Consider the following 19,158-nt stretch of genomic DNA (forward strand, 5'->3'; position numbering starts at 1 on the left):
GGCCGTGCGACGCGGACGCAGGATCGCGGTCGACGTCGGGGACGCCCGGATCGGGGTCGCTTCGTGCGACCCCGACGGGATTCTCGCCACACCGGTGGAGACCGTGCCGGGACGTGACGTCCCGGCCGCCCACCGGCGGTTGCGGCAGATCGTCGAGGAATACGAGCCGGTCGAGGTCCTGATCGGGCTCCCCCGCTCCCTGAACGGGGGCGAGGGGCCCGCCGCGGCGAAGGTACGTGTATTCGCCCAGGAGGTGGCACGAGGCATCGCCCCGGTGCCGGTACGGTTGGTCGACGAACGGATGAGCACAGTAACGGCCGGCCAGGGCCTGCGCGCTTCGGGCGTGAAGTCCAGAAAAGGCCGGTCCGTGATCGACCAGGCGGCAGCGGTCGTCATCCTCCAGAGCGCTCTTGAGACCGAACGCGTCTCGGGCGGTGCTCCGGGTGAAGGCGTCGAAGTGGTCATCTGATCGCGATACGGTAACGTTCCGCGCGATGCGGCGGCGTTCGAACAGCTGACGCACAACGAAGAGGCGAATCGGACGCCGTACCGCTGGGTGCTACGGCCGCCGCCTCGCGGCTCTAGGGGATCGATGACTGACTATGGCCGGGGCCCCGGCTCCGAACCGTGGCACCCAGAGGACCCTTTGTACGGGGACCAGGGGTGGGGCGAACAACAGGCCGCTGACGGCCAGGCTCCCTACGGCGGACAGCCGCAGCAGCAATACCCGCAGCAGCAGTACCCGCAGCAGCCGCAGGCGCCGCACGGGGACGGCCAGGACCCGTACCAGCAGCAGTACAACGGGCAGTACCAGGGTGGTCAGCAGCAGCAACACCCGGGCGGTCAGCAGCAGTTCGAGCAGCCGCAGCAGCACCCCCAGCACCCGCAGCAGTTCAACGGCGGCCAACAGCAGTACGGGGGCGGCCAGCAGCCGCAGTACGGCGGCGACCCCCAGCAGTACGGCGGCCAGCCGCAGTACAACGACCCGCAGTACAACGGTGGTTGGGACACGGGCCAGCAGCCGGCCATGCAGCAGTACGGCCCGAACGGCGCCGTGCCCTACGCGGGTCCGCAGGGCGGCCAGGGCCAGCAGGGCCACCCTCAGCAGGACCACGGGCAGCAGGCGCCCCCCCAGCAGGGCGCCCAGGGCCAGAACGCCGACTACTACGGCACTCCCGAGACCTACCCTCAGCCGGAGCCCCGGCCCCGGCGCGGTGCGCCGCCCGAGCCGGGGCCCGAGCCGGAAGCCGCGAACGAGTGGGACGCCGAGCGCCAGGAGGAGGAGAAGCACCCCTTCTTCACCGGTGAGGCGGATCACGGCGACGACCCGGCGGACGACGACGATGACCGGGACGGCGGCCGCCGGGGCAACGGCGGAGACCGCCGGGGCAAGGCCAAGAAGGGGCGCAGCGGCCGTGCGTGCCTGGTGCTGACCCTGGTGTTCGTGGGCGCCGTCGGCGGTGTCGGTTACGTCGGCTACAACTTCTGGCAGGACAGGTTCGGCCCGCCGCCCGACTACGTGGGCGCGGGCACGGGCGCCGTCCAGATCGAGGTGCCGCAGGGCGCGAACGGCTACGAGATCGCGAACCTCCTGGTGAAGAGCGGCGTGGTGAAGAGCCAGGGCGCCTTCGTCTCCGCGCAGAACAAGAACCCCAAGGGCAATGCGATCCAGGCGGGCGTCTACTCGCTCAGCAAGGGGATGTCGGCCGAGCTGGCCGTCGCGAAGATGCTGGATCCCGGCAGCCGTAACGCGCTCGTCATCCCCGAGGGCACGCGCAATGCCAAGATCTACGAGCTGATCGACAAGCAGCTCGAACTCAAGACCGGTACCACCGAGGACGTCGCGAAGAAGCAGGCGAACAGCCTCGGCCTGCCGGACTGGGCCAAGAATCACCCGAAGCTCAAGGATCCGCTGGAGGGTTTCCTCTACCCGGCGAGCTATCCGGTGGCGAAGGGCACGAAGCCCGAGGCCGTCCTGAAGAAGATGGTCGCCCGCTCGAACGCGGAGTACGGCAAGCTCGATCTTGAGGCCAACGCCAAGAAGTACAAGCTGGAAAGCCCGTGGCAGATGCTGACGGTCGCCAGCCTGGTCCAGGTGGAGGGCAAGACGCACGACGACTTCCGCAAGATGGCGGAGGTCATATACAACCGCTTGAAGCCCACGAACACCGAGACGAACCAGCTGCTCCAGTTCGACTCGACGTTCAACTACCTCAAGGGCCAGAGCGAGATCAACATCAGCGAGTCGGAGATCAACAGCAATCACGACCCGTACAACACGTACACGCAGAAGGGCCTCCCGCCGGGGCCCATCAGCAACCCGGGCAACGAGGCGCTGGCCGCCGCGCTGAACCCGACCTCGGACGGCTGGATCTACTTCGTGGCGACCGACGGGGCGAACAAGACCGAGTTCGCCAAGACCTACGCGGAGTTCCAGAAGCTCAAGGAGAAGTTCGACAACCAGCAGCGCGGCAGCGGTGGCTGAGGCACGTCGCGCGGCCGTCCTGGGATCGCCCATCGCACACTCCCTCTCGCCGGTCCTGCACCGCGCCGCCTACGCCGAACTGGGACTGGCCGGCTGGACGTACGACCGCGTCGAGCTGGACGAGGCCGGGCTCCCCGGCTTCTTCGGCGGGCTGAAGGACCCGGCCTGGGCGGGGCTCTCGCTGACCATGCCGCTCAAGCGCGCGGTCATCCCGCTGCTCGACGGGATCAGCGGGACCGCGGCCTCCGTGGAGGCGGTCAACACCGTCGTCTTCCGGGAGGACGGCCTGCGCGTGGGTGACAACACGGATATCCCCGGCATGATCGCCGCGCTGGACGAGCGCGGTGTGACGGCCGTGGAGTCCGCGGCGGTCCTGGGCGCCGGGGCGACCGCGTCGTCCGCGCTCGCCGCGCTCTCCCGCGTCTGCACGGGCCCGGTCACCGCCTACGTACGCAGCGAGGCCCGCGCGGCCGAGATGCGCGGCTGGGGCGCACGGCTCGGCGTGGACATCCGTACAGCGGACTGGTCGGCGGCCCGGGACGCCTTCGACGCCCCGCTGGTGATCGCGACCACCCCGGCGGGCGCCACCGACGAGCTGGCGGGCCTGGTCCCGGAGCATCCCGGCACGCTCTTCGACGTGCTCTACGAGCCCTGGCCCACGCCACTGGCCGGTGCCTGGTCGGCGCGCGGCGGCGCGGTCGTCGGCGGCCTCGACCTGCTGGTCCATCAGGCGGTCCTGCAGGTGGAGCAGATGACCGGCCGCTCGCCCGCGCCGCTCGCCGCGATGCGCGCGGCAGGAGAACAGGCGCTCGAAGCCCGCTAGCTCTCCGACGTCCGTCTGCTGGACCGGGGGCCGGAAGGCGCCCCCGGCCGTGGGAGGATCGGGGGCGGCGGGCCAGGGCCGCGCACCCGGTCGCGCCGTCGCAGTTCGCAGTTCCAGGCGCGAGGATGAGGAGCACCGTTGAGCAGGTTGCGCTGGCTGACCGCGGGAGAGTCGCACGGCCCCGCACTCGTCGCGACGCTGGAGGGTCTTCCCGCCGGTGTGCCGATCACCACCGAGATCGTCGGGGACCACCTGGCCAGGCGGCGCCTCGGCTACGGACGCGGCGCGCGGATGAAGTTCGAGCGCGACGAGGTCACCTTCCTCGGCGGCGTACGGCACGGCCTGACCATGGGATCGCCCGTCGCGATCATGGTCGGCAACACCGAGTGGCCCAAGTGGGAACAGGTCATGGCCGCCGACCCGGTCGACCCCGCCGCCCTCGCCGAACTGGCACGCAACGCGCCCCTGACCCGCCCGCGGCCCGGCCACGCCGACCTCGCGGGCATGCAGAAGTACGGCTTCGACGAGGCCAGGCCCGTCCTGGAGCGCGCCAGCGCCCGTGAGACCGCCGCCCGTGTCGCACTCGGCGCCGTGGCCCGCTCGTACCTGAAGGAGACGGCCGGGATCGAGATCGTCTCCCACGTCGTGGAGCTGGCCGGCGCGAAGGCCCCGTACGGCGTGCTCCCGAAGCCGTCGGACGTCGAGAAGCTGGACGCGGACCCGGTGCGCTGCCTGGACGCCGCCGCGAGCGAGGCGATGGTCGCGGAGATCGACCAGGCCCACAAGGACGGCGACACCCTCGGCGGTGTGGTCGAGGTGCTGGCCTACGGTGTCCCGGTCGGCCTCGGCTCGCACGTCCACTGGGACCGCCGCCTCGACGCACGGCTCGCCGCCGCCCTGATGGGCATCCAGGCCATCAAGGGCGTCGAGGTCGGTGACGGCTTCGACCTGGCGCGCGTACCCGGCTCGCAGGCCCACGACGAGATCGTGCGGACCGACGAGGGCATCCGGCGCTCCTCGGGCCGCTCCGGCGGCACCGAAGGCGGTCTGTCCACCGGCGAACTGCTGCGCGTACGGGCCGCGATGAAGCCCATCGCGACCGTGCCGCGCGCGCTGGCCACCGTCGACGTGGCCACGGGCGAGGCGGCGAGCGCCCACCACCAGCGCTCCGACGTGTGCGCCGTGCCCGCCGCGGGCATCGTCGCGGAGGCCATGGTCGCGCTGACGCTGGCGGACGCGGTCGCCGAGAAGTTCGGTGGCGACAGCGTCCCGGAGACGCGCCGCAACGTCCGCTCGTACCTCGAGAACCTGGCGATCCGGTGACCGGCGGGAACGGTCCGGCGGGCGGTCCTCTCGTGGTGCTGGTCGGCCCCATGGGCGTCGGCAAGTCCACCGTCGGGGAACTGCTCGCCGACCGGCTCGGTACCGGCTACCGGGACACCGACGCCGACATCGTCGCCGCCGAAGGACGCCCGGTCGCGGACATCTTCGTCGACGCGGGCGAGGCGTACTTCCGCGACCTGGAGCGGGAAGCCGTGAAGGACGCGGTCGCCGGACACACGGGCGTCCTGGCGCTCGGCGGCGGCGCCGTCCTCGACGCGGCCACCCGTGAACTGCTCACCGGACTGCCGGTCGTCTACCTGACGATGGAGGTCGGCGAGGCGGTCAAGCGGGTGGGCCTCAACACCGCGCGCCCACTGCTGGCCGTCAACCCGCGCCAGCAGTGGAAGCAGCTCATGGAGGCCCGCCGCTCCCTGTACACCGACGTGGCCCGTGTCGTGGTCCCGACGGACGACCGCACCCCAGAAGAGGTCGCGCAGGCCGTCCTCGACGCACTCGGATTGAAGGACGTATGACCGACCAGACAGTCACCCGTATCCAGGTCGGCGGCACGGCGGGTACGGACCCGTACGAAGTGCTGGTCGGCCGGCAACTGCTCGGCGAGCTTCCCGGCCTGGTCGGCCGCGCCAAGCGGGTCGCCGTCCTGCACCCCGAGGCGCTCGCCGAGACCGGCGACGCGCTGCGCCAGGACCTCGCGGAGGCCGGTTACGAGGCCGTCGCGATCCAGGTGCCGAACGCCGAGGAGGCCAAGACCATCGAGGTCGCGGCCTACTGCTGGAAGGCGCTCGGCCAGACCGGCTTCACCCGCAGCGATGTGATCATCGGTGTCGGCGGCGGCTCCACCACCGACCTGGCCGGATTCGTCGCGGCGAGCTGGCTGCGCGGGGTCCGCTGGATCGCCGTGCCGACCACCGTCCTGGGCATGGTCGACGCGGCCGTGGGCGGCAAGACCGGCATCAACACCGCCGAGGGCAAGAACCTCGTCGGCGCCTTCCACCCGCCGGCCGGGGTGCTCTGCGACCTCGCCGCACTGGACTCGCTGGGCGTCCACGACTACGTCAGCGGCATGGCCGAGATCATCAAGGCGGGCTTCATCGCCGACCCGGTCATCCTCGATCTGGTGGAGGCCGACCCCCAGGGCGCGCGCAGCCCTGCCGGACCGCACACCGCCGAGCTGATCGAGCGCTCGATCCGGGTGAAGGCGGAGGTCGTCTCCAGCGACCTGAAGGAGTCGGGCCGCCGGGAGATCCTGAACTACGGCCACACGCTGGCGCACGCGATCGAGAAGAACGAGCGCTACAAGTGGCGGCACGGCGCCGCCGTCTCCGTCGGTATGGCCTTCGCCGCCGAACTGGGCCGTCTCGCCGGCCGGCTGGACGACGCGACGGCCGACCGGCACCGCTCCGTGCTGGAGTCGGTCGGACTGCCGCTGACCTACCGCGGCGACCAGTGGCCGAAGCTCCTGGAGACCATGAAGGTCGACAAGAAGTCCCGCGGCGACCTGCTGCGCTTCATCGTCCTGGACGGCCTCGCCAAACCGACCGTGCTGGAGGGCCCGGACCCGGCGGTGCTGCTCGCCGCGTACGGGGAGGTCTCGGCGTGACCCGACGGGTCCTCGTCCTCAACGGACCGAACCTCGGCCGCCTCGGCTCCCGCGAGCCCGACGTGTACGGCTCGACGTCGTACGCGGGTCTGGTCGAGGCCTGCCGCACCCTCGGCAAGGAACTGGGCTTCGACGTCGACGTACGCGAGACGAACGACGAGGGCGAGCTGATCCGCTGGCTGCACGAGGCCGCCGATGGTTCAATTCCGGTCGTTCTCAACCCGGGCGCCTTCACGCACTATTCGTACGCGATGCGTGACGCGGCAGCTCAGCGCCGCGCGCCGCTCATCGAGGTGCACATCTCGAACCCGTACGCACGCGAGGAATTCCGCCACACCTCGGTGGTCGCGGCGGTGGCCAGCGGCACGGTCGCGGGGTTCGGGATCGGCTCGTACCGGCTCGCCCTGCGCGCTCTTGCCGAAGAACTGACCACCTGACAAGCGCGGGAACCGGTCCCGGCCGTTCCCACGGGGGCGGCCGGGGGCGGTAGCGTTCGGCAGCACGTGGTCCAACAGGCCGCGGACCAGCGTCAGTCGCACGAGACGGAGTGGCACCGGATGCAGCACGCAGTGGGGGATCCGCTGCCGCCTCCTCAGGGACCCGGACAGGGTTCCGGCGGATGGGCGCCCCAGACACCGCCTCCCGGGCCCGGGGCAGACCCGGGGCCCTCGCAGGGGCCGCAGGTGTCTCCCCAGGCACCTCAGGGGCCTCCGTACGGCAGTCGCCCCCAGGGGCCTCCCCAGGGCCCCCCGCCGGTACCTCAGCAGCCGCCGGTACCTCACCAGCCCCAGGCGCCTCGGCAGCCCCAGGGACCTCAGCAGAGCGGCCCGCAGGCTCCGGGCCGGTATCCGCCGCGCCCTGCCGGGGAGCCCCCCGCGCCGCCCGTACCTCCCGCGCCTCTCGCACCGCCCGCCGCACCGGGGACACCCCCGGTGCGGCGGGCCGCCGCACCGGGGACACCCCCGGTGCCGGGACGGCCTCCCGCGACGACGGCGCCCCGGCAGGCGCCCCCGCCGCCGCAGGGCCCCCCGTCACCGCCGACGGCCGATTCCACCGGGCACATCCAGCTGCCGCCGGGCGGCCCCGTAGCGCTGCCCGCGCCGCCGCCCACCGACAGCGGTACCGGCGCGGCCACCCTCGCCGTGCTGCTGATCGGCCCCGCGGGCGCGGGCAAGACGACCGTGGCGAGGCACTGGGCGCAGAACCGGCGCGTGCCCACCGCGCACATCAGCCTGGACGACGTCCGCGAATGGGTCTGCTCCGGCTTCGCCGACCCGCAGAGCGGCTGGAACGACCACTCGGAGGCGCAGTACCGGCTGGCCCGCCGCACCTGCGGCTTCTCCGCCCGCAACTTCCTCGCCAACGGCATCTCCTGCATCCTGGACGACGCGGTCTTCCCCGACCGTCCCGTGGTCGGGCTCGGCGGCTGGAAGCGGCACGTCGGACCCGGGCTGCTGCCCGTCGTCCTGCTGCCCGGTCTGGAAATCGTCCTGGAGCGCAACGCGCAGCGCAGCGGCAACCGCCGTCTCTCCGACGAGGAGGTGGCCGGTATCCATGGCCGGATGGCCGGCTGGTACGGCTCCGGGCTGCCGATCATCGACAACTCCGCATACGACGTGGAGACGACGGCCCGGGTCCTCGACGACGTCCTCGCCCGCTCCATAGCGAGCCCGCCGAGCTGGTGACCCGGCCGCGTCCCGGCGGCCGGCCCCCCGGTCGGACGCGTTGAACCGGCCGGACGAGGGTTGCGCTCATACCATCGGATCATGTCTGAGGTGTATGCGGTACGCCGTGCGCGGCTGCGCGACCGATGTTCCGCAGCGGGCAGCACGGCCGCCCTGGTCTCCCGCCCGGCCAACGTCCGCTATCTCGCGGGCGGGGCGCCCCCGGGAGCCGTACTGCTGCTGGGCCCGGACACGGACACCCTCCTGTGCGCGGGCAGCCCACTGGGCGACCCGGCGGAGGGCCGCCTCGATGCCGAGCTGCGGCTGACCGTGCTGCCCGCCACCGGCGGCGACCCCGCCGTCGCGGCGGCCGGGGTACTCGCCTCGGCCGGCGGCGCGGCCGCGACCGGCTCGCTCGCCGTCGAGGAACACCACCTGACGGTCGTCAGATACCGCGCGATCGGCGCGACCGCCCCCCGGCTGCGCCTCACGGACCTCGCGGGCGCCGTCGAGCAGCAGCGTCTCGTCAAGGACGAGGAGGAGATCTCCTGTCTGCGGATCGCGGCCGAGATCGCCGACCAGGCACTCGGCGAGCTGCTGGAATCCATCCTGGTGGGCCGTACGGAGCGGCATCTCGCGCTGGAGCTGGAGCGCCGGCTCGTCGACCACGGGGCCGACGGCCCGGCGTTCGCGACCTCGGTCGGCACCGGGCCGAACTCGGGCCGTAACGGGCACCGGCCCACGGACCGGCGGGTCGAGGAGGGCGATTTCCTCTCCGTGGGTCTCGGCGCCGACTACCGCGGATACCGGTGTCTGATCGGCCGTACGTTTGTGATCGGCACGAGCCCCGCCGACTGGCAGGTGGATCTCTACGACCTGGTTTTCGCGGCACAACGGGCTGGTCGGGAGGGCCTTGTGCCGGGCGCGGGCTGCCGCGACGTGGACCGTGCGGCGCGTCAGCCGCTGGAGGCGGCGGGGCACGCGGAAGGGCTCGCGGCCCGTACCGGACACGGCGTCGGACTCGAAATCGACGAGGACCCGCAGCTGACCCCCGCGGCCATGGGTAAACTGGACGCTTGTGTGCCGGTCACCGTCGGACCGGGGGTCCACCTTCCGGGCCGGGGCGGTGTCCGCATCGATGACACGCTCGTCGTCCGCCCAGAGGCGGACGGCGGACCCGAGCTACTCACCATCACGACCAAGGAACTGCTCGCGCTCTAGCGCGCACTCCGGGTCGTCCGCCAGCTTTCAGTCCAGGAGATTCCTCAACCGTGGCTTCCACGAACGACCTCAAGAACGGCCTGGTGCTCAAGCTCGACGGGGGCCAGCTCTGGTCCGTCGTCGAGTTCCAGCACGTCAAGCCCGGCAAGGGCCCGGCCTTCGTGCGTACCAAGCTGAAGAACGTGCTCTCAGGCAAGGTCGTCGACAAGACCTTCAACGCCGGCGTGAAGGTCGAAACGGCCACCGTTGACCGCCGTGACATGCAGTTCTCGTACATGGACGGCGAGTACTACGTCTTCATGGACATGCAGACCTACGACCAGCTCATGGTCGACCGCAAGGCCGTCGGCGACGCCGCCAACTACCTGATCGAGGGCTTCACCGCCAGCGTCGCGCAGCACGAGGGCGAGGTGCTCTACGTCGAGCTGCCCGCCGCCGTCGAGCTGGTCATCCAGCACACCGACCCGGGCGTCCAGGGCGACCGTTCCACCGGTGGCACCAAGCCGGCCACGCTGGAGACCGGATACGAGATCGGTGTCCCGCTCTTCATCACCACCGGCGAGAAGATCAAGGTCGACACCCGCTCCGGTGATTACCTCGGCCGGGTGAACAGCTAACCGTGGCTGCCCGGAACAAGGCCCGTAAGCGTGCCTTCCAGATCCTCTTCGAGGCCGACCAGCGCGGGGCGTCCGTGCAGACGGTCCTCGCGGACTGGATCCGGCATGCCCGGACCGACGACCGTCAGCCGCCGGTGGGCGAGTTCACCATGGAGCTGGTCGAGGGGTACGCGGAGCACGCGGACCGCATCGACGAGCTGATCTCCACCTACTCGGTGGGCTGGTCGCTCGACCGCATGCCGGTCGTCGACCGGAACATCGTGCGGCTCGGCGCGTACGAGCTGGTGTGGGTGGACGAGACGCCGGACGCGGTGGTGATCGACGAGGCGGTACAGCTCGCCAAGGAGTTCTCCACCGATGAGTCCCCGTCGTTCGTGAACGGCCTGCTGGGCCGCTTCAAGGACCTCAAGCCGAGTCTGCGCCGCGTCTGACACGCCCCGGCGCCGGTCTGCGTGACAGGCCGGCGCGGGACGTGCGGCCCATGGCTGTCACAGCACCGGAGGGTGACCCCGCGCACTGCGGGGCCACCCTCCGGAGGTGACGTTTCTGCTGATCCGCGCCGTAATGCGGTCAGCTTTCCTCGTGGCCGACCGCGCGCCGGGCGTCCGCGTCGAGCACGCCCCAGTTGATCAGCTGCTCGGTCAGGACCGAGGGCGACTGGTCGTAGATCACGGCCAGCGTGCGCAGGTCGTCCTGGCGGATCGACAGCACCTTGCCGTTGTAGTCGCCGCGCTGGCTCTGGATCGTCGCCGCGTAGCGCTGGAGCGGGCCCGCCTTCTCCTGCGGCACGTGGGCAAGACGCTCCAGATCCAGGACGAGCTTCGGCGGCGGCTCAGCAGCTCCGCCGGGCGTCGTGCCAGGAAGAAGCTCCTGCACCGGAACCCCGTAGAAATCAGCCAGCTCGGCCAGCCGCTGCACGGTCACGGCACGGTCGCCGCGCTCGTACGAACCGACCACGACGGCTTTCCAGCGGCCCTGGGACTTTTCCTCAACGCCATGGAGCGAGAGGCCCTGCTGGGTGCGGATGGCGCGGAGTTTGCCCCCGAGCTGCTTTGCGTATTCGCTGGACATATAGCTCCCCGGACGAAGTCTGGTAACTCACTGTGAGGTTACGCAGCGTTACTTGGATGCGTCAAGCCGAAGGGTCCGTACCGCCTTCCCGCAAGGGATCCGTAAAGGATCAGCAGGGGATTCGCGAGGGATCGGCAGGGGGTCCGGCCGGCGTCCCGTCGGCTCCTGGTAGCGTGGGTGGCGCAATTTCGACGTCCTTTAAGGTCCGTCCCGTGAGGCGGAGAAGGAGGTCCTTTTCATGGACACAGACAGCCCCAGCTCCGCCGTGGACAGCCCCGGTGCCGCACGCCCCGTACTCGAGGCGCCCGACATCGCCCGCGTCCTGACCCGTATCGCCCACGAGATCGTCGAACGCGCCAAGGGCGCCGACGACGTGGTGCTTCTCGGCATTCCGACCCGTGGTGTCTTTCTGGCCAGAAGGCTCGCCGACAAGCTCGCCGACATCACCGGCCGCGCTATTCCGGTCGGCTCGCTCGACATCACGATGTACCGCGACGACCTGCGCCTGCGGCCCGCCCGCGCACTGGCCCGCACCGACATCCCCGGTGACGGCGTCGACGGACGTCTCGTCGTCCTCGTCGACGACGTGCTCTTCTCCGGCCGGACCATCCGCGCCGCCCTCGACGCGCTCGGCGACATCGGCCGCCCCAGGGCCGTACAGCTCGCGGTCCTGGTCGACCGCGGCCACCGCGAACTGCCGATCCGCGCCGACTACATCGGCAAGAACCTCCCCACGTCGCTGCGCGAGACGGTCAAGGTCCAGCTCTCCGAGGAGGACGGCCGGGACACCGTGCTGCTCGGTCAGCGGGAGCCGGCAGCGGCCGGCGAGCAGTAGCGCCGCCCCGTACGCCACCCCGCCCGCGCGCCACCGTGTACGCGCGGACCGGACGCACCGGCGGCGCCGGCGCGCCCGCATGCCCGCACACCTCCACACACCGGAGCGATCCCGATGCTGCGCCTCCCAGGGGCAAGCCCCCGCACCCCCGGCCACCTCATCTCCGCCGCCGACCTCACCCGTGACGACGCCGTCCTGATCCTCGACACCGCCGAGGAGATGGCGCGGGTCGCCGACCGGCCCATCAAGAAGCTGCCGACCCTGCGCGGCCGTACCGTCGTCAACCTGTTCTTCGAGGACTCGACGCGGACCAGGATCTCCTTCGAGGCGGCCGCCAAGCGGCTGTCCGCCGACGTCATCAACTTCTCCGCGAAGGGCTCGTCGGTCTCCAAGGGCGAATCGCTCAAGGACACCGCGCTGACCCTGGAGGCGATGGGTGCCGACGCCGTCGTCATCCGGCACCACGCCTCGGGGGCCCCGTACCGGCTCGCCACCTCCGGCTGGATCGACGGCGCGGTCGTCAACGCCGGGGACGGCACCCACGAGCACCCCACCCAGGCGCTGCTCGACGCCTTCACGCTGCGCCGCAGGCTGGTCGGCGCCGACGCGGGGATCGGCCACGACCTCGAAGGACGGCGCGTCACGATCGTCGGCGACATCCTGCACAGCCGGGTCGCCCGCTCCAACGTCCTGCTGCTGCACACGCTGGGCGCCCACGTCACGCTCGTCGCCCCGCCCACGCTGGTGCCCATCGGCGCCGAGCACTGGCCGTGCGAGGTCTCGTACGACCTGGACCGCGTACTGCCCGACTCCGACGCCGTGATGATGCTGCGCGTGCAGCGCGAGCGGATGAACGCCGCCTTCTTCCCGACCGAGCGCGAGTACTCGCGCCGCTACGGCCTGGACGGCGAGCGGATGGGCCGCATGCCCGCCGACTCCGTCGTGATGCACCCGGGACCGATGAACCGCGGCATGGAGATCACCGCGGAGGTCGCAGACTCCGACCGCTGCACGGCCGTCGAGCAGGTCACCAACGGGGTCTCGATCCGGATGGCCGTGCTCTACCTGCTGCTGGGCGGCAACGAACCCGCCGTCACCCACGCCCGTACCGAGGAGAACAAGTAATCATGAGCAAGATCGTTATCCGGGGCGCCCGGGTGCTCGGCGGCGAGGTACGGGACGTCCTGATCGACGGCGAGACCGTCGCGGAGATCGCCGAACGGATCGAAGCCGCGGACGCCACCGTCGTCGAGGCCGGCGGAAAGGTCCTGCTGCCGGGACTGGTCGACCTGCACACGCATCTGCGCGAGCCGGGACGCGAGGACTCCGAGACCGTGCTCACGGGCACCAGGGCGGCCGCTGTCGGCGGTTTCACGGCCGTTCACGCCATGGCGAACACTTTCCCCGTCGCGGACACCGCGGGCGTCGTGGAGCAGGTCTGGCGGCTCGGCAGGGAATCCGGCTACTGCGACGTACAGCCCGTCGGCGCCGTCACCGTGGGCCTGGAGGGCAAGCAGCTCGCCGAGCTGGGCGCCATGCACGACTCGGCCGCCGGGGTCCGCGTCTTCTCCGACGACGGCAAGTGCGTGGACGACGCGGTGATCATGCGCCGGGCGCTGGAGTACGTGAAGGCCTTCGACGGCGTCGTCGCCCAGCACGCGCAGGAGCCGCGCCTCACCGAGGGCGCCCAGATGAACGAGGGCACCGTCTCCTCGGAGCTGGGACTCGGCGGCTGGCCCGCCGTCGCCGAGGAGTCGATCATCGCCCGCGACGTCCTCCTCGCCGCGCACGTCGGCTCGCGCGTCCACATCTGCCACCTCTCCACGGCCGGGTCCGTCGACCTCGTCCGCTGGGCGAAGTCGAAGGGCTGGAACGTCACCGCCGAGGTCACCCCGCACCACCTGCTGCTCACCGACGAACTCGTACGGTCGTACAACCCGGTCTACAAGGTGAACCCGCCGCTGCGCACGGACGCCGACGTCATGGCCCTGCGCGAGGCGCTCGCCGACGGCACCATCGACTGCGTGGCCACCGACCACGCACCGCACCCGCACGAGGACAAGGACTGCGAGTGGGCCGCGGCCGCCATGGGCATGGTCGGTCTGGAGACCGCGCTCTCCGTCGTCCAGGAGACGATGGTCGACACCGGCCTCCTCGACTGGGCGGGCGTCGCGGACCGGATGTCCTTCCGCCCGGCCGGCATCGGCCGCCTGGCGGGCCACGGCCGCCCGATCGCGGTCGGCGAGCCCGCCAACCTGACACTCGTCGATCCGGCTTACCGTGGTGTCGTGGACCCCGCGGGCTTCGCCTCGCGCAGCCGCAACAGCCCGTACGCCGGGCGTGAGCTGCCCGGACGCGTCACCCACACCTTCCTGCGGGGCAAGGCGACGGTCATCGACGGGATTCTGGCGTGACAAGTGTGAAGCTCTACCTCCCCCTGGCCGCGGAGCAGAAGTCGGCGGAAGTGACCGACTGGTCCGCCCGCATCGGCTGGGTCGCCGGTCTGCTGATCTTCATCGCGCTCGTGTACTGGCTGATGCGCCAGGGCTGGAAGTGGCGCGGGAGCCTGCAGTCCGACGTGCCCGAACTGCCCGGCCTGCCCGGGGCGACCGGCGGGGACCGGGGTGAGGTCAGGCTCTCCATGACCGGCCGCTACCACGGTTCGACCACGGCCGGCCAGTGGCTCGACCGCATCGTCGCCCACGGCCTCGGCGCCCGCAGCCGCGTCGAGCTGACCCTCACCGACGCGGGTCTGGAGGTCGTACGCCCCGGCGCGAACGACTTCTTCGTCCCGGCGGGACAGCTGCGCGAGGCCAGGCTCGACAAGGGCATCGCGGGCAAGGTCCTCACCGAGGGCGGGCTGCTCGTCGTCACCTGGCAGCACGGCGACAAGCTGATCGACTCCGGCTTCCGCTCCGACCGGTCCGCGGAACACGCGGAATGGGTCGAGGCGATCAATTACATGAACCACTTCATCACCCCGAACACGTCCATCACCACCACGGAAGGCGCATCATGACGACCTCCCCCCGGGGAACCGCCCGTGAGAAGGCGTCCGCCGCCGTACTCGTCCTGGAGGACGGCCGCAGCTTCCGGGGCCGCGCCTACGGTGCCGTCGGCGAGACCTTCGGAGAGGCGGTGTTCTCCACCGGCATGTCCGGCTATCAGGAGACGCTGACCGACCCCTCGTACCACCGCCAGGTCGTCGTGATGACCGCCCCGCACATCGGCAACACCGGCGTCAACGACGAGGACGACGAGTCACGCCGCATCTGGGTCTCCGGCTACGTCGTACGCGACCCCGCGCGCACCCCGTCGAACTGGCGCTCGCGGCGCTCGCTCGACGACGAACTGGTCGCCCAGGGCGTCGTCGGTATCAGTGGCATCGACACCCGCGCGCTCACCCGCCACCTGCGGGAACGCGGCGCCATGCGCGTCGGCATCTTCTCGGGCGACGCGCTCGCCGACGAGGCCGCGCTGCTCGCCCGCGTCCAGCAGGCCCCCGAGATGACGGGCGCCGACCTGTCCGCCGAGGTCACCACCCCCGAGACGTATGTCGTCCCGGCGATCGGCACCAAGCGGTACACCGTCGCCGCGCTCGACCTCGGCATCAAGGGCATGACCCCGCACCGCATGGCCGAGCGCGGCATCGAGGTGCACGTCCTGCCCGCCACCGCCACCCTCGACGAGGTCTACGCGGTCGGTCCCGACGGCGTCTTCCTCGCCAACGGCCCCGGCGACCCCGCCACCGCGGACCTCACCGTCGTCAAGGGCGTCCTGGAGCGCGGCACACCGCTCTTCGGCATCTGCTTCGGCAACCAGCTCCTCGGCCGCGCGCTCGGGTTCGGCACGTACAAGCTCAAGTACGGCCACCGGGGCATCAACCAGCCCGTGCAGGACCGTACGACCGGCAAGGTCGAGATCACCGCGCACAACCACGGCTTCGCCGTCGACGCCCCGCTGGACCAGGTCACGGACACTCCGTACGGCCGCGCCGAGGTCTCCCACGTCTGCCTCAACGACAACGTGGTCGAGGGCCTGCGCCTGCTCGACAGGCCCGCGTTCAGCGTCCAGTACCACCCCGAGGCGGCCGCGGGCCCGCACGACGCCGCGTACCTCTTCGACCGCTTCGTATACCTGATGGAGGACCAGCGTGCCTAAGCGCACCGATATCCAGTCCGTCCTGGTCATCGGTTCAGGACCGATCGTCATCGGCCAGGCCGCTGAATTCGACTACTCCGGTACCCAGGCGTGCCGCGTTCTCAAGGCCGAGGGCCTGCGCGTCATCCTGGTCAACTCCAACCCCGCCACGATCATGACGGACCCGGAGATCGCCGACGCCACGTACGTCGAGCCGATCACCCCCGAGTTCGTCGAGAAGATCATCGCCAAGGAGCGCCCCGACGCGCTGCTGCCCACCCTCGGCGGACAGACCGCGCTCAACACGGCCATCTCCATGCACGAGCAGGGCGTCCTTGAGAAGTACGGCGTCGAGCTGATCGGCGCCAACGTCGAGGCGATCAACAAGGGCGAGGACCGCGAGCTGTTCAAGGGCGTGGTCGAGGCCGTACGGGGCAAGATCGGCCACGGTGAGTCCGCACGTTCGGTCATCTGCCACTCCATGGACGACATCCTGAGCGGCGTCGAGACACTGGGCGGCTACCCCGTCGTCGTACGGCCCTCCTTCACCATGGGCGGCGCGGGCTCCGGCTTCGCGCACGACGAGGAGGAGCTGCGCCGGATCGCGGGACAGGGCCTCACTCTGTCGCCGACCACCGAGGTGCTGCTCGAAGAGTCCATCCTCGGCTGGAAGGAGTACGAGCTGGAGCTGATGCGCGACAAGAACGACAACGTCGTGGTCGTCTGCTCCATCGAGAACTTCGACCCCATGGGCGTGCACACCGGCGACTCGATCACGGTCGCGCCCGCCATGACGCTGACCGACCGCGAGTACCAGCGGCTGCGCGACATCGGCATCGCGATCATTCGCGAGGTCGGCGTCGACACCGGCGGCTGCAACATCCAGTTCGCCGTCAACCCCGACGACGGCCGGATCATCGTCATCGAGATGAACCCGCGCGTCTCACGCTCCTCGGCGCTCGCCTCCAAGGCCACCGGCTTCCCGATCGCGAAGATCGCCGCCCGGCTCGCCGTTGGCTACACGCTGGACGAGATCCCGAACGACATCACGGAGAAGACGCCCGCGTCCTTCGAGCCGACCCTCGACTATGTCGTCGTCAAGGTGCCGCGCTTCGCGTTCGAGAAGTTCCCGGCCGCCGACGCGACCCTCACCACCACCATGAAGTCGGTGGGCGAGGCCATGGCCATCGGCCGTAACTTCACCGAGGCGCTGCAGAAGGCCCTGCGCTCGCTGGAGAAGGCGGGCAGCCAGTTCTCCTTCACGGGCGATCCCGGGGAGAAGGCCGCGCTGCTGGAGACCGCGAAGGTCCCCACCGACGGCCGGATCAACACCGTCATGCAGGCGATCCGGGCCGGCGCCACCCCCGAGGAGGTCTTCGACGCGACGAAGATCGACCCGTGGTTCGTGGACCAGCTGTTCCTGATCAAGGAGTACGCGGACGACCTCGCGGGCGCCGGCAAGCTCTCGGCGGACCTGCTCGCCGAAGCGAAGCGGCACGGCTTCTCCGACGCGCAGATCGGCGAGATCCGCGATCTGCGCGAGGACGTCGTCCGCGAGGTCAGGCACGCGCTCGGCGTCCGGCCCGTCTACAAGACGGTCGACACCTGCGCCGCCGAGTTCGCCGCGAAGACGCCGTACTTCTACTCGTCCTACGACGAGGAGAGCGAGGTCGCGCCGCGCGACAGGGCGGCCGTGATCATCCTCGGCTCCGGTCCGAACCGGATCGGCCAGGGCATCGAGTTCGACTACTCCTGTGTCCACGCCTCCTTCGCGCTGAGCGACGCGGGCTACGAGACCGTGATGGTCAACTGCAACCCCGAGACCGTCTCCACGGACTACGACACCTCCGACCGGCTCTACTTCGAGCCGCTCACCCTGGAGGACGTCCTGGAGATCGTGCACGCCGAGTCGCTGGCGGGCCCGATCGCGGGCGTCATCGTCCAGCTCGGCGGCCAGACCCCGCTCGGTCTCGCCCAGGCGCTCAAGGACAACGGCGTACCGGTCGTCGGCACGCCCCCCGAGGCGATCCACGCCGCCGAGGACCGCGGCGCCTTCGGCCAGGTGCTCGCCGAGGCCGGCCTGCCCGCGCCCAAGCACGGCACCGCCACCACCTTCGCCGGAGCCAAGGCCATCGCGGACGAGATCGGCTACCCGGTCCTCGTACGGCCCTCGTACGTGCTCGGCGGACGCGGCATGGAGATCGTCTACGACGAGACCCGGCTCTCCTCGTACATCGCGGAGTCCACCGAGATCAGCCCCACCCGCCCGGTCCTGGTGGACCGTTTCCTCGACGACGCGATCGAGATCGACGTCGACGCGCTCTACGACGGCACGGAGTTGTACCTCGGCGGCGTCATGGAGCACATCGAGGAGGCCGGTATCCACTCCGGTGACTCGGCGTGCGCCCTGCCGCCCATCACGCTCGGCGGCTTCGACATCAAGCGGCTGCGCACCTCCACCGAGGCCATCGCCAAGGGCGTCGGGGTCCGCGGACTGATCAACATCCAGTTCGCGCTGGCCGGCGACATCCTGTACGTCCTGGAGGCCAACCCCCGGGCCTCCCGCACGGTGCCCTTCACCTCGAAGGCGACCGCCGTGCCGCTCGCCAAGGCCGCGGCCCGTATCTCGCTCGGCGCCACCGTCGCCGAACTGCGCGCCGAGGGCCTGCTGCCGAAGAACGGCGACGGCGGCACGCTGCCCATGGACTCGCCGATCTCCGTCAAGGAGGCCGTGATGCCCTGGTCGCGCTTCCGTGACATGCAGGGCCGCGGGGTGGACACCGTCCTCGGGCCGGAGATGCGCTCCACCGGCGAGGTCATGGGCATCGACTCGGTCTTCGGCACGGCGTACGCCAAGTCGCAGGCCGGCGCGTACGGCCCGCTGCCCACCAAGGGCCGCGCCTTCATCTCCGTGGCCAACCGGGACAAGCGCTCCATGATCTTCCCGGCGCGCGAACTGGTGGCGCACGGCTTCGAGCTGCTCGCCACGTCCGGCACGGCCGAGGTGCTCAAGCGCAACGGCATCAAGGCGTCGGTCGTACGCAAGCAGTTCCAGGGCGAGGGGCCTGACGGCGAGAAGACCATCGTCCAGCTGATCCACGACGGCGAGGTCGACCTCATCGTCAACACGCCGTACGGCACGGGCGGCCGCCTCGACGGCTACGAGATCCGTACGGCTGCCGTGTCGCGTGGAGTTCCGTGCCTGACGACGGTTCAGGCGCTGGCCGCCGCCGTACAGGGCATCGACGCGCTCAAGCACGGTGGCGTCGGCGTCCGCTCCCTCCAGGAGCACGCGGAGCATCTGATCGCGGCTCGCGACTAGCCGGACTGAGGTTTATCCGCTCGCAGGGCAGCAGAG

18 protein-coding genes are annotated in these 19,158 nt (G+C 70.8%); 17 read left to right on the forward strand and 1 reads right to left on the reverse strand.

The window, feature by feature from the left end:
- Positions 1 to 4 precede the first annotated feature (4 nt).
- From ruvX to nusB, 11 genes are all read left to right on the forward strand, one after another.
- Positions 5 to 469, forward strand: coding sequence for a Holliday junction resolvase RuvX (gene ruvX, locus ACIP6N_RS18020; RefSeq protein ID WP_401816690.1), 465 nt, complete (start codon positions 5 to 7; stop codon positions 467 to 469).
- Between the two features lie 123 nt (positions 470 to 592).
- Entirely contained in the window at positions 593 to 2,485 is a 1,893-nt protein-coding gene (gene mltG, locus ACIP6N_RS18025; protein ID WP_401816691.1) for an endolytic transglycosylase MltG, read from the forward strand.
- On the forward strand, positions 2,478 to 3,308 hold the full coding sequence (locus ACIP6N_RS18030) for a shikimate dehydrogenase (protein ID WP_401816693.1): 831 nt from the start codon (positions 2,478 to 2,480) through the stop codon (positions 3,306 to 3,308). Before mltG ends, ACIP6N_RS18030 begins: the two co-directional genes overlap by 8 nt.
- A 138-nt stretch (positions 3,309 to 3,446) precedes the next feature.
- Positions 3,447 to 4,631, forward strand: a complete 1,185-nt coding sequence (gene aroC / locus ACIP6N_RS18035; protein ID WP_401816695.1) for a chorismate synthase — start codon at positions 3,447 to 3,449, stop codon at positions 4,629 to 4,631.
- Between the two features lie 50 nt (positions 4,632 to 4,681).
- Positions 4,682 to 5,164 (forward strand): shikimate kinase, encoded by a 483-nt coding sequence (locus ACIP6N_RS18040; protein ID WP_401816885.1) that lies wholly within the window; start codon positions 4,682 to 4,684, stop codon positions 5,162 to 5,164.
- Positions 5,161 to 6,252, forward strand: coding sequence for a 3-dehydroquinate synthase (gene aroB, locus ACIP6N_RS18045; protein ID WP_401816696.1), 1,092 nt, complete (start codon positions 5,161 to 5,163; stop codon positions 6,250 to 6,252). Before ACIP6N_RS18040 ends, aroB begins: the two co-directional genes overlap by 4 nt.
- On the forward strand, positions 6,249 to 6,689 hold the full coding sequence (gene aroQ, locus ACIP6N_RS18050) for a type II 3-dehydroquinate dehydratase (RefSeq protein ID WP_401816697.1): 441 nt from the start codon (positions 6,249 to 6,251) through the stop codon (positions 6,687 to 6,689). The genes aroB and aroQ overlap by 4 nt, the downstream gene beginning before the upstream one ends.
- A 528-nt stretch (positions 6,690 to 7,217) precedes the next feature.
- Positions 7,218 to 7,937 (forward strand): AAA family ATPase, encoded by a 720-nt coding sequence (locus tag ACIP6N_RS18055; RefSeq protein ID WP_401816698.1) that lies wholly within the window; start codon positions 7,218 to 7,220, stop codon positions 7,935 to 7,937.
- An 81-nt stretch (positions 7,938 to 8,018) separates the two neighbouring features.
- Positions 8,019 to 9,137 carry a M24 family metallopeptidase gene (locus ACIP6N_RS18060; protein WP_401816699.1) on the forward strand — a complete coding sequence of 373 codons (1,119 nt, stop codon included), beginning with the start codon at positions 8,019 to 8,021 and terminating at the stop codon, positions 9,135 to 9,137.
- A 50-nt stretch (positions 9,138 to 9,187) separates the two neighbouring features.
- Positions 9,188 to 9,754 (forward strand): elongation factor P, encoded by a 567-nt coding sequence (gene efp, locus ACIP6N_RS18065; protein WP_401816701.1) that lies wholly within the window; start codon positions 9,188 to 9,190, stop codon positions 9,752 to 9,754.
- A gap of 2 nt (positions 9,755 to 9,756) precedes the next feature.
- Positions 9,757 to 10,185 (forward strand): transcription antitermination factor NusB, encoded by a 429-nt coding sequence (gene nusB, locus ACIP6N_RS18070; RefSeq protein WP_401816703.1) that lies wholly within the window; start codon positions 9,757 to 9,759, stop codon positions 10,183 to 10,185.
- 139 nt (positions 10,186 to 10,324) lie between these two features.
- Here the strand turns inward: nusB and bldD are convergent, their stop codons facing one another.
- The gene (gene bldD, locus ACIP6N_RS18075) at positions 10,325 to 10,825 is read right to left on the reverse strand and encodes a transcriptional regulator BldD (RefSeq protein ID WP_401816704.1); all 501 of its coding nucleotides are present in this window, start codon (positions 10,823 to 10,825) and stop codon (positions 10,325 to 10,327) included.
- A gap of 238 nt (positions 10,826 to 11,063) precedes the next feature.
- On the opposite strand from bldD, the gene pyrR reads away from it, so the two are divergent.
- The 6 genes from pyrR (at position 11,064) to carB (ending at position 19,122) form a co-directional block, all read left to right on the forward strand.
- Entirely contained in the window at positions 11,064 to 11,660 is a 597-nt protein-coding gene (pyrR, locus tag ACIP6N_RS18080; RefSeq protein WP_401816706.1) for a bifunctional pyr operon transcriptional regulator/uracil phosphoribosyltransferase PyrR, read from the forward strand.
- A gap of 114 nt (positions 11,661 to 11,774) precedes the next feature.
- Positions 11,775 to 12,785: an aspartate carbamoyltransferase catalytic subunit gene (locus ACIP6N_RS18085; protein WP_401816708.1), complete on the forward strand. Its 1,011-nt coding sequence runs from the start codon at positions 11,775 to 11,777 to the stop codon at positions 12,783 to 12,785.
- Positions 12,786 to 12,787: 2 nt separating this feature from the next.
- The gene (locus ACIP6N_RS18090) at positions 12,788 to 14,074 is read left to right on the forward strand and encodes a dihydroorotase (RefSeq protein ID WP_401816710.1); all 1,287 of its coding nucleotides are present in this window, start codon (positions 12,788 to 12,790) and stop codon (positions 14,072 to 14,074) included.
- A complete protein-coding gene (locus ACIP6N_RS18095; protein ID WP_401816711.1) occupies positions 14,071 to 14,679 on the forward strand; it encodes a hypothetical protein in 609 nt (202 codons plus the stop codon). Before ACIP6N_RS18090 ends, ACIP6N_RS18095 begins: the two co-directional genes overlap by 4 nt.
- Positions 14,676 to 15,821, forward strand: a complete 1,146-nt coding sequence (gene carA / locus ACIP6N_RS18100; RefSeq protein WP_401816712.1) for a glutamine-hydrolyzing carbamoyl-phosphate synthase small subunit — start codon at positions 14,676 to 14,678, stop codon at positions 15,819 to 15,821. The genes ACIP6N_RS18095 and carA overlap by 4 nt, the downstream gene beginning before the upstream one ends.
- Positions 15,814 to 19,122 (forward strand): carbamoyl-phosphate synthase large subunit, encoded by a 3,309-nt coding sequence (gene carB / locus ACIP6N_RS18105; protein WP_401816713.1) that lies wholly within the window; start codon positions 15,814 to 15,816, stop codon positions 19,120 to 19,122. The genes carA and carB overlap by 8 nt, the downstream gene beginning before the upstream one ends.
- Positions 19,123 to 19,158 lie beyond the last annotated feature (36 nt).

Origin of the sequence: Streptomyces sp. NPDC088725, assembly GCF_044751305.1 — a bacterium.
In the GTDB taxonomy this organism is placed as follows: domain Bacteria; phylum Actinomycetota; class Actinomycetes; order Streptomycetales; family Streptomycetaceae; genus Streptomyces.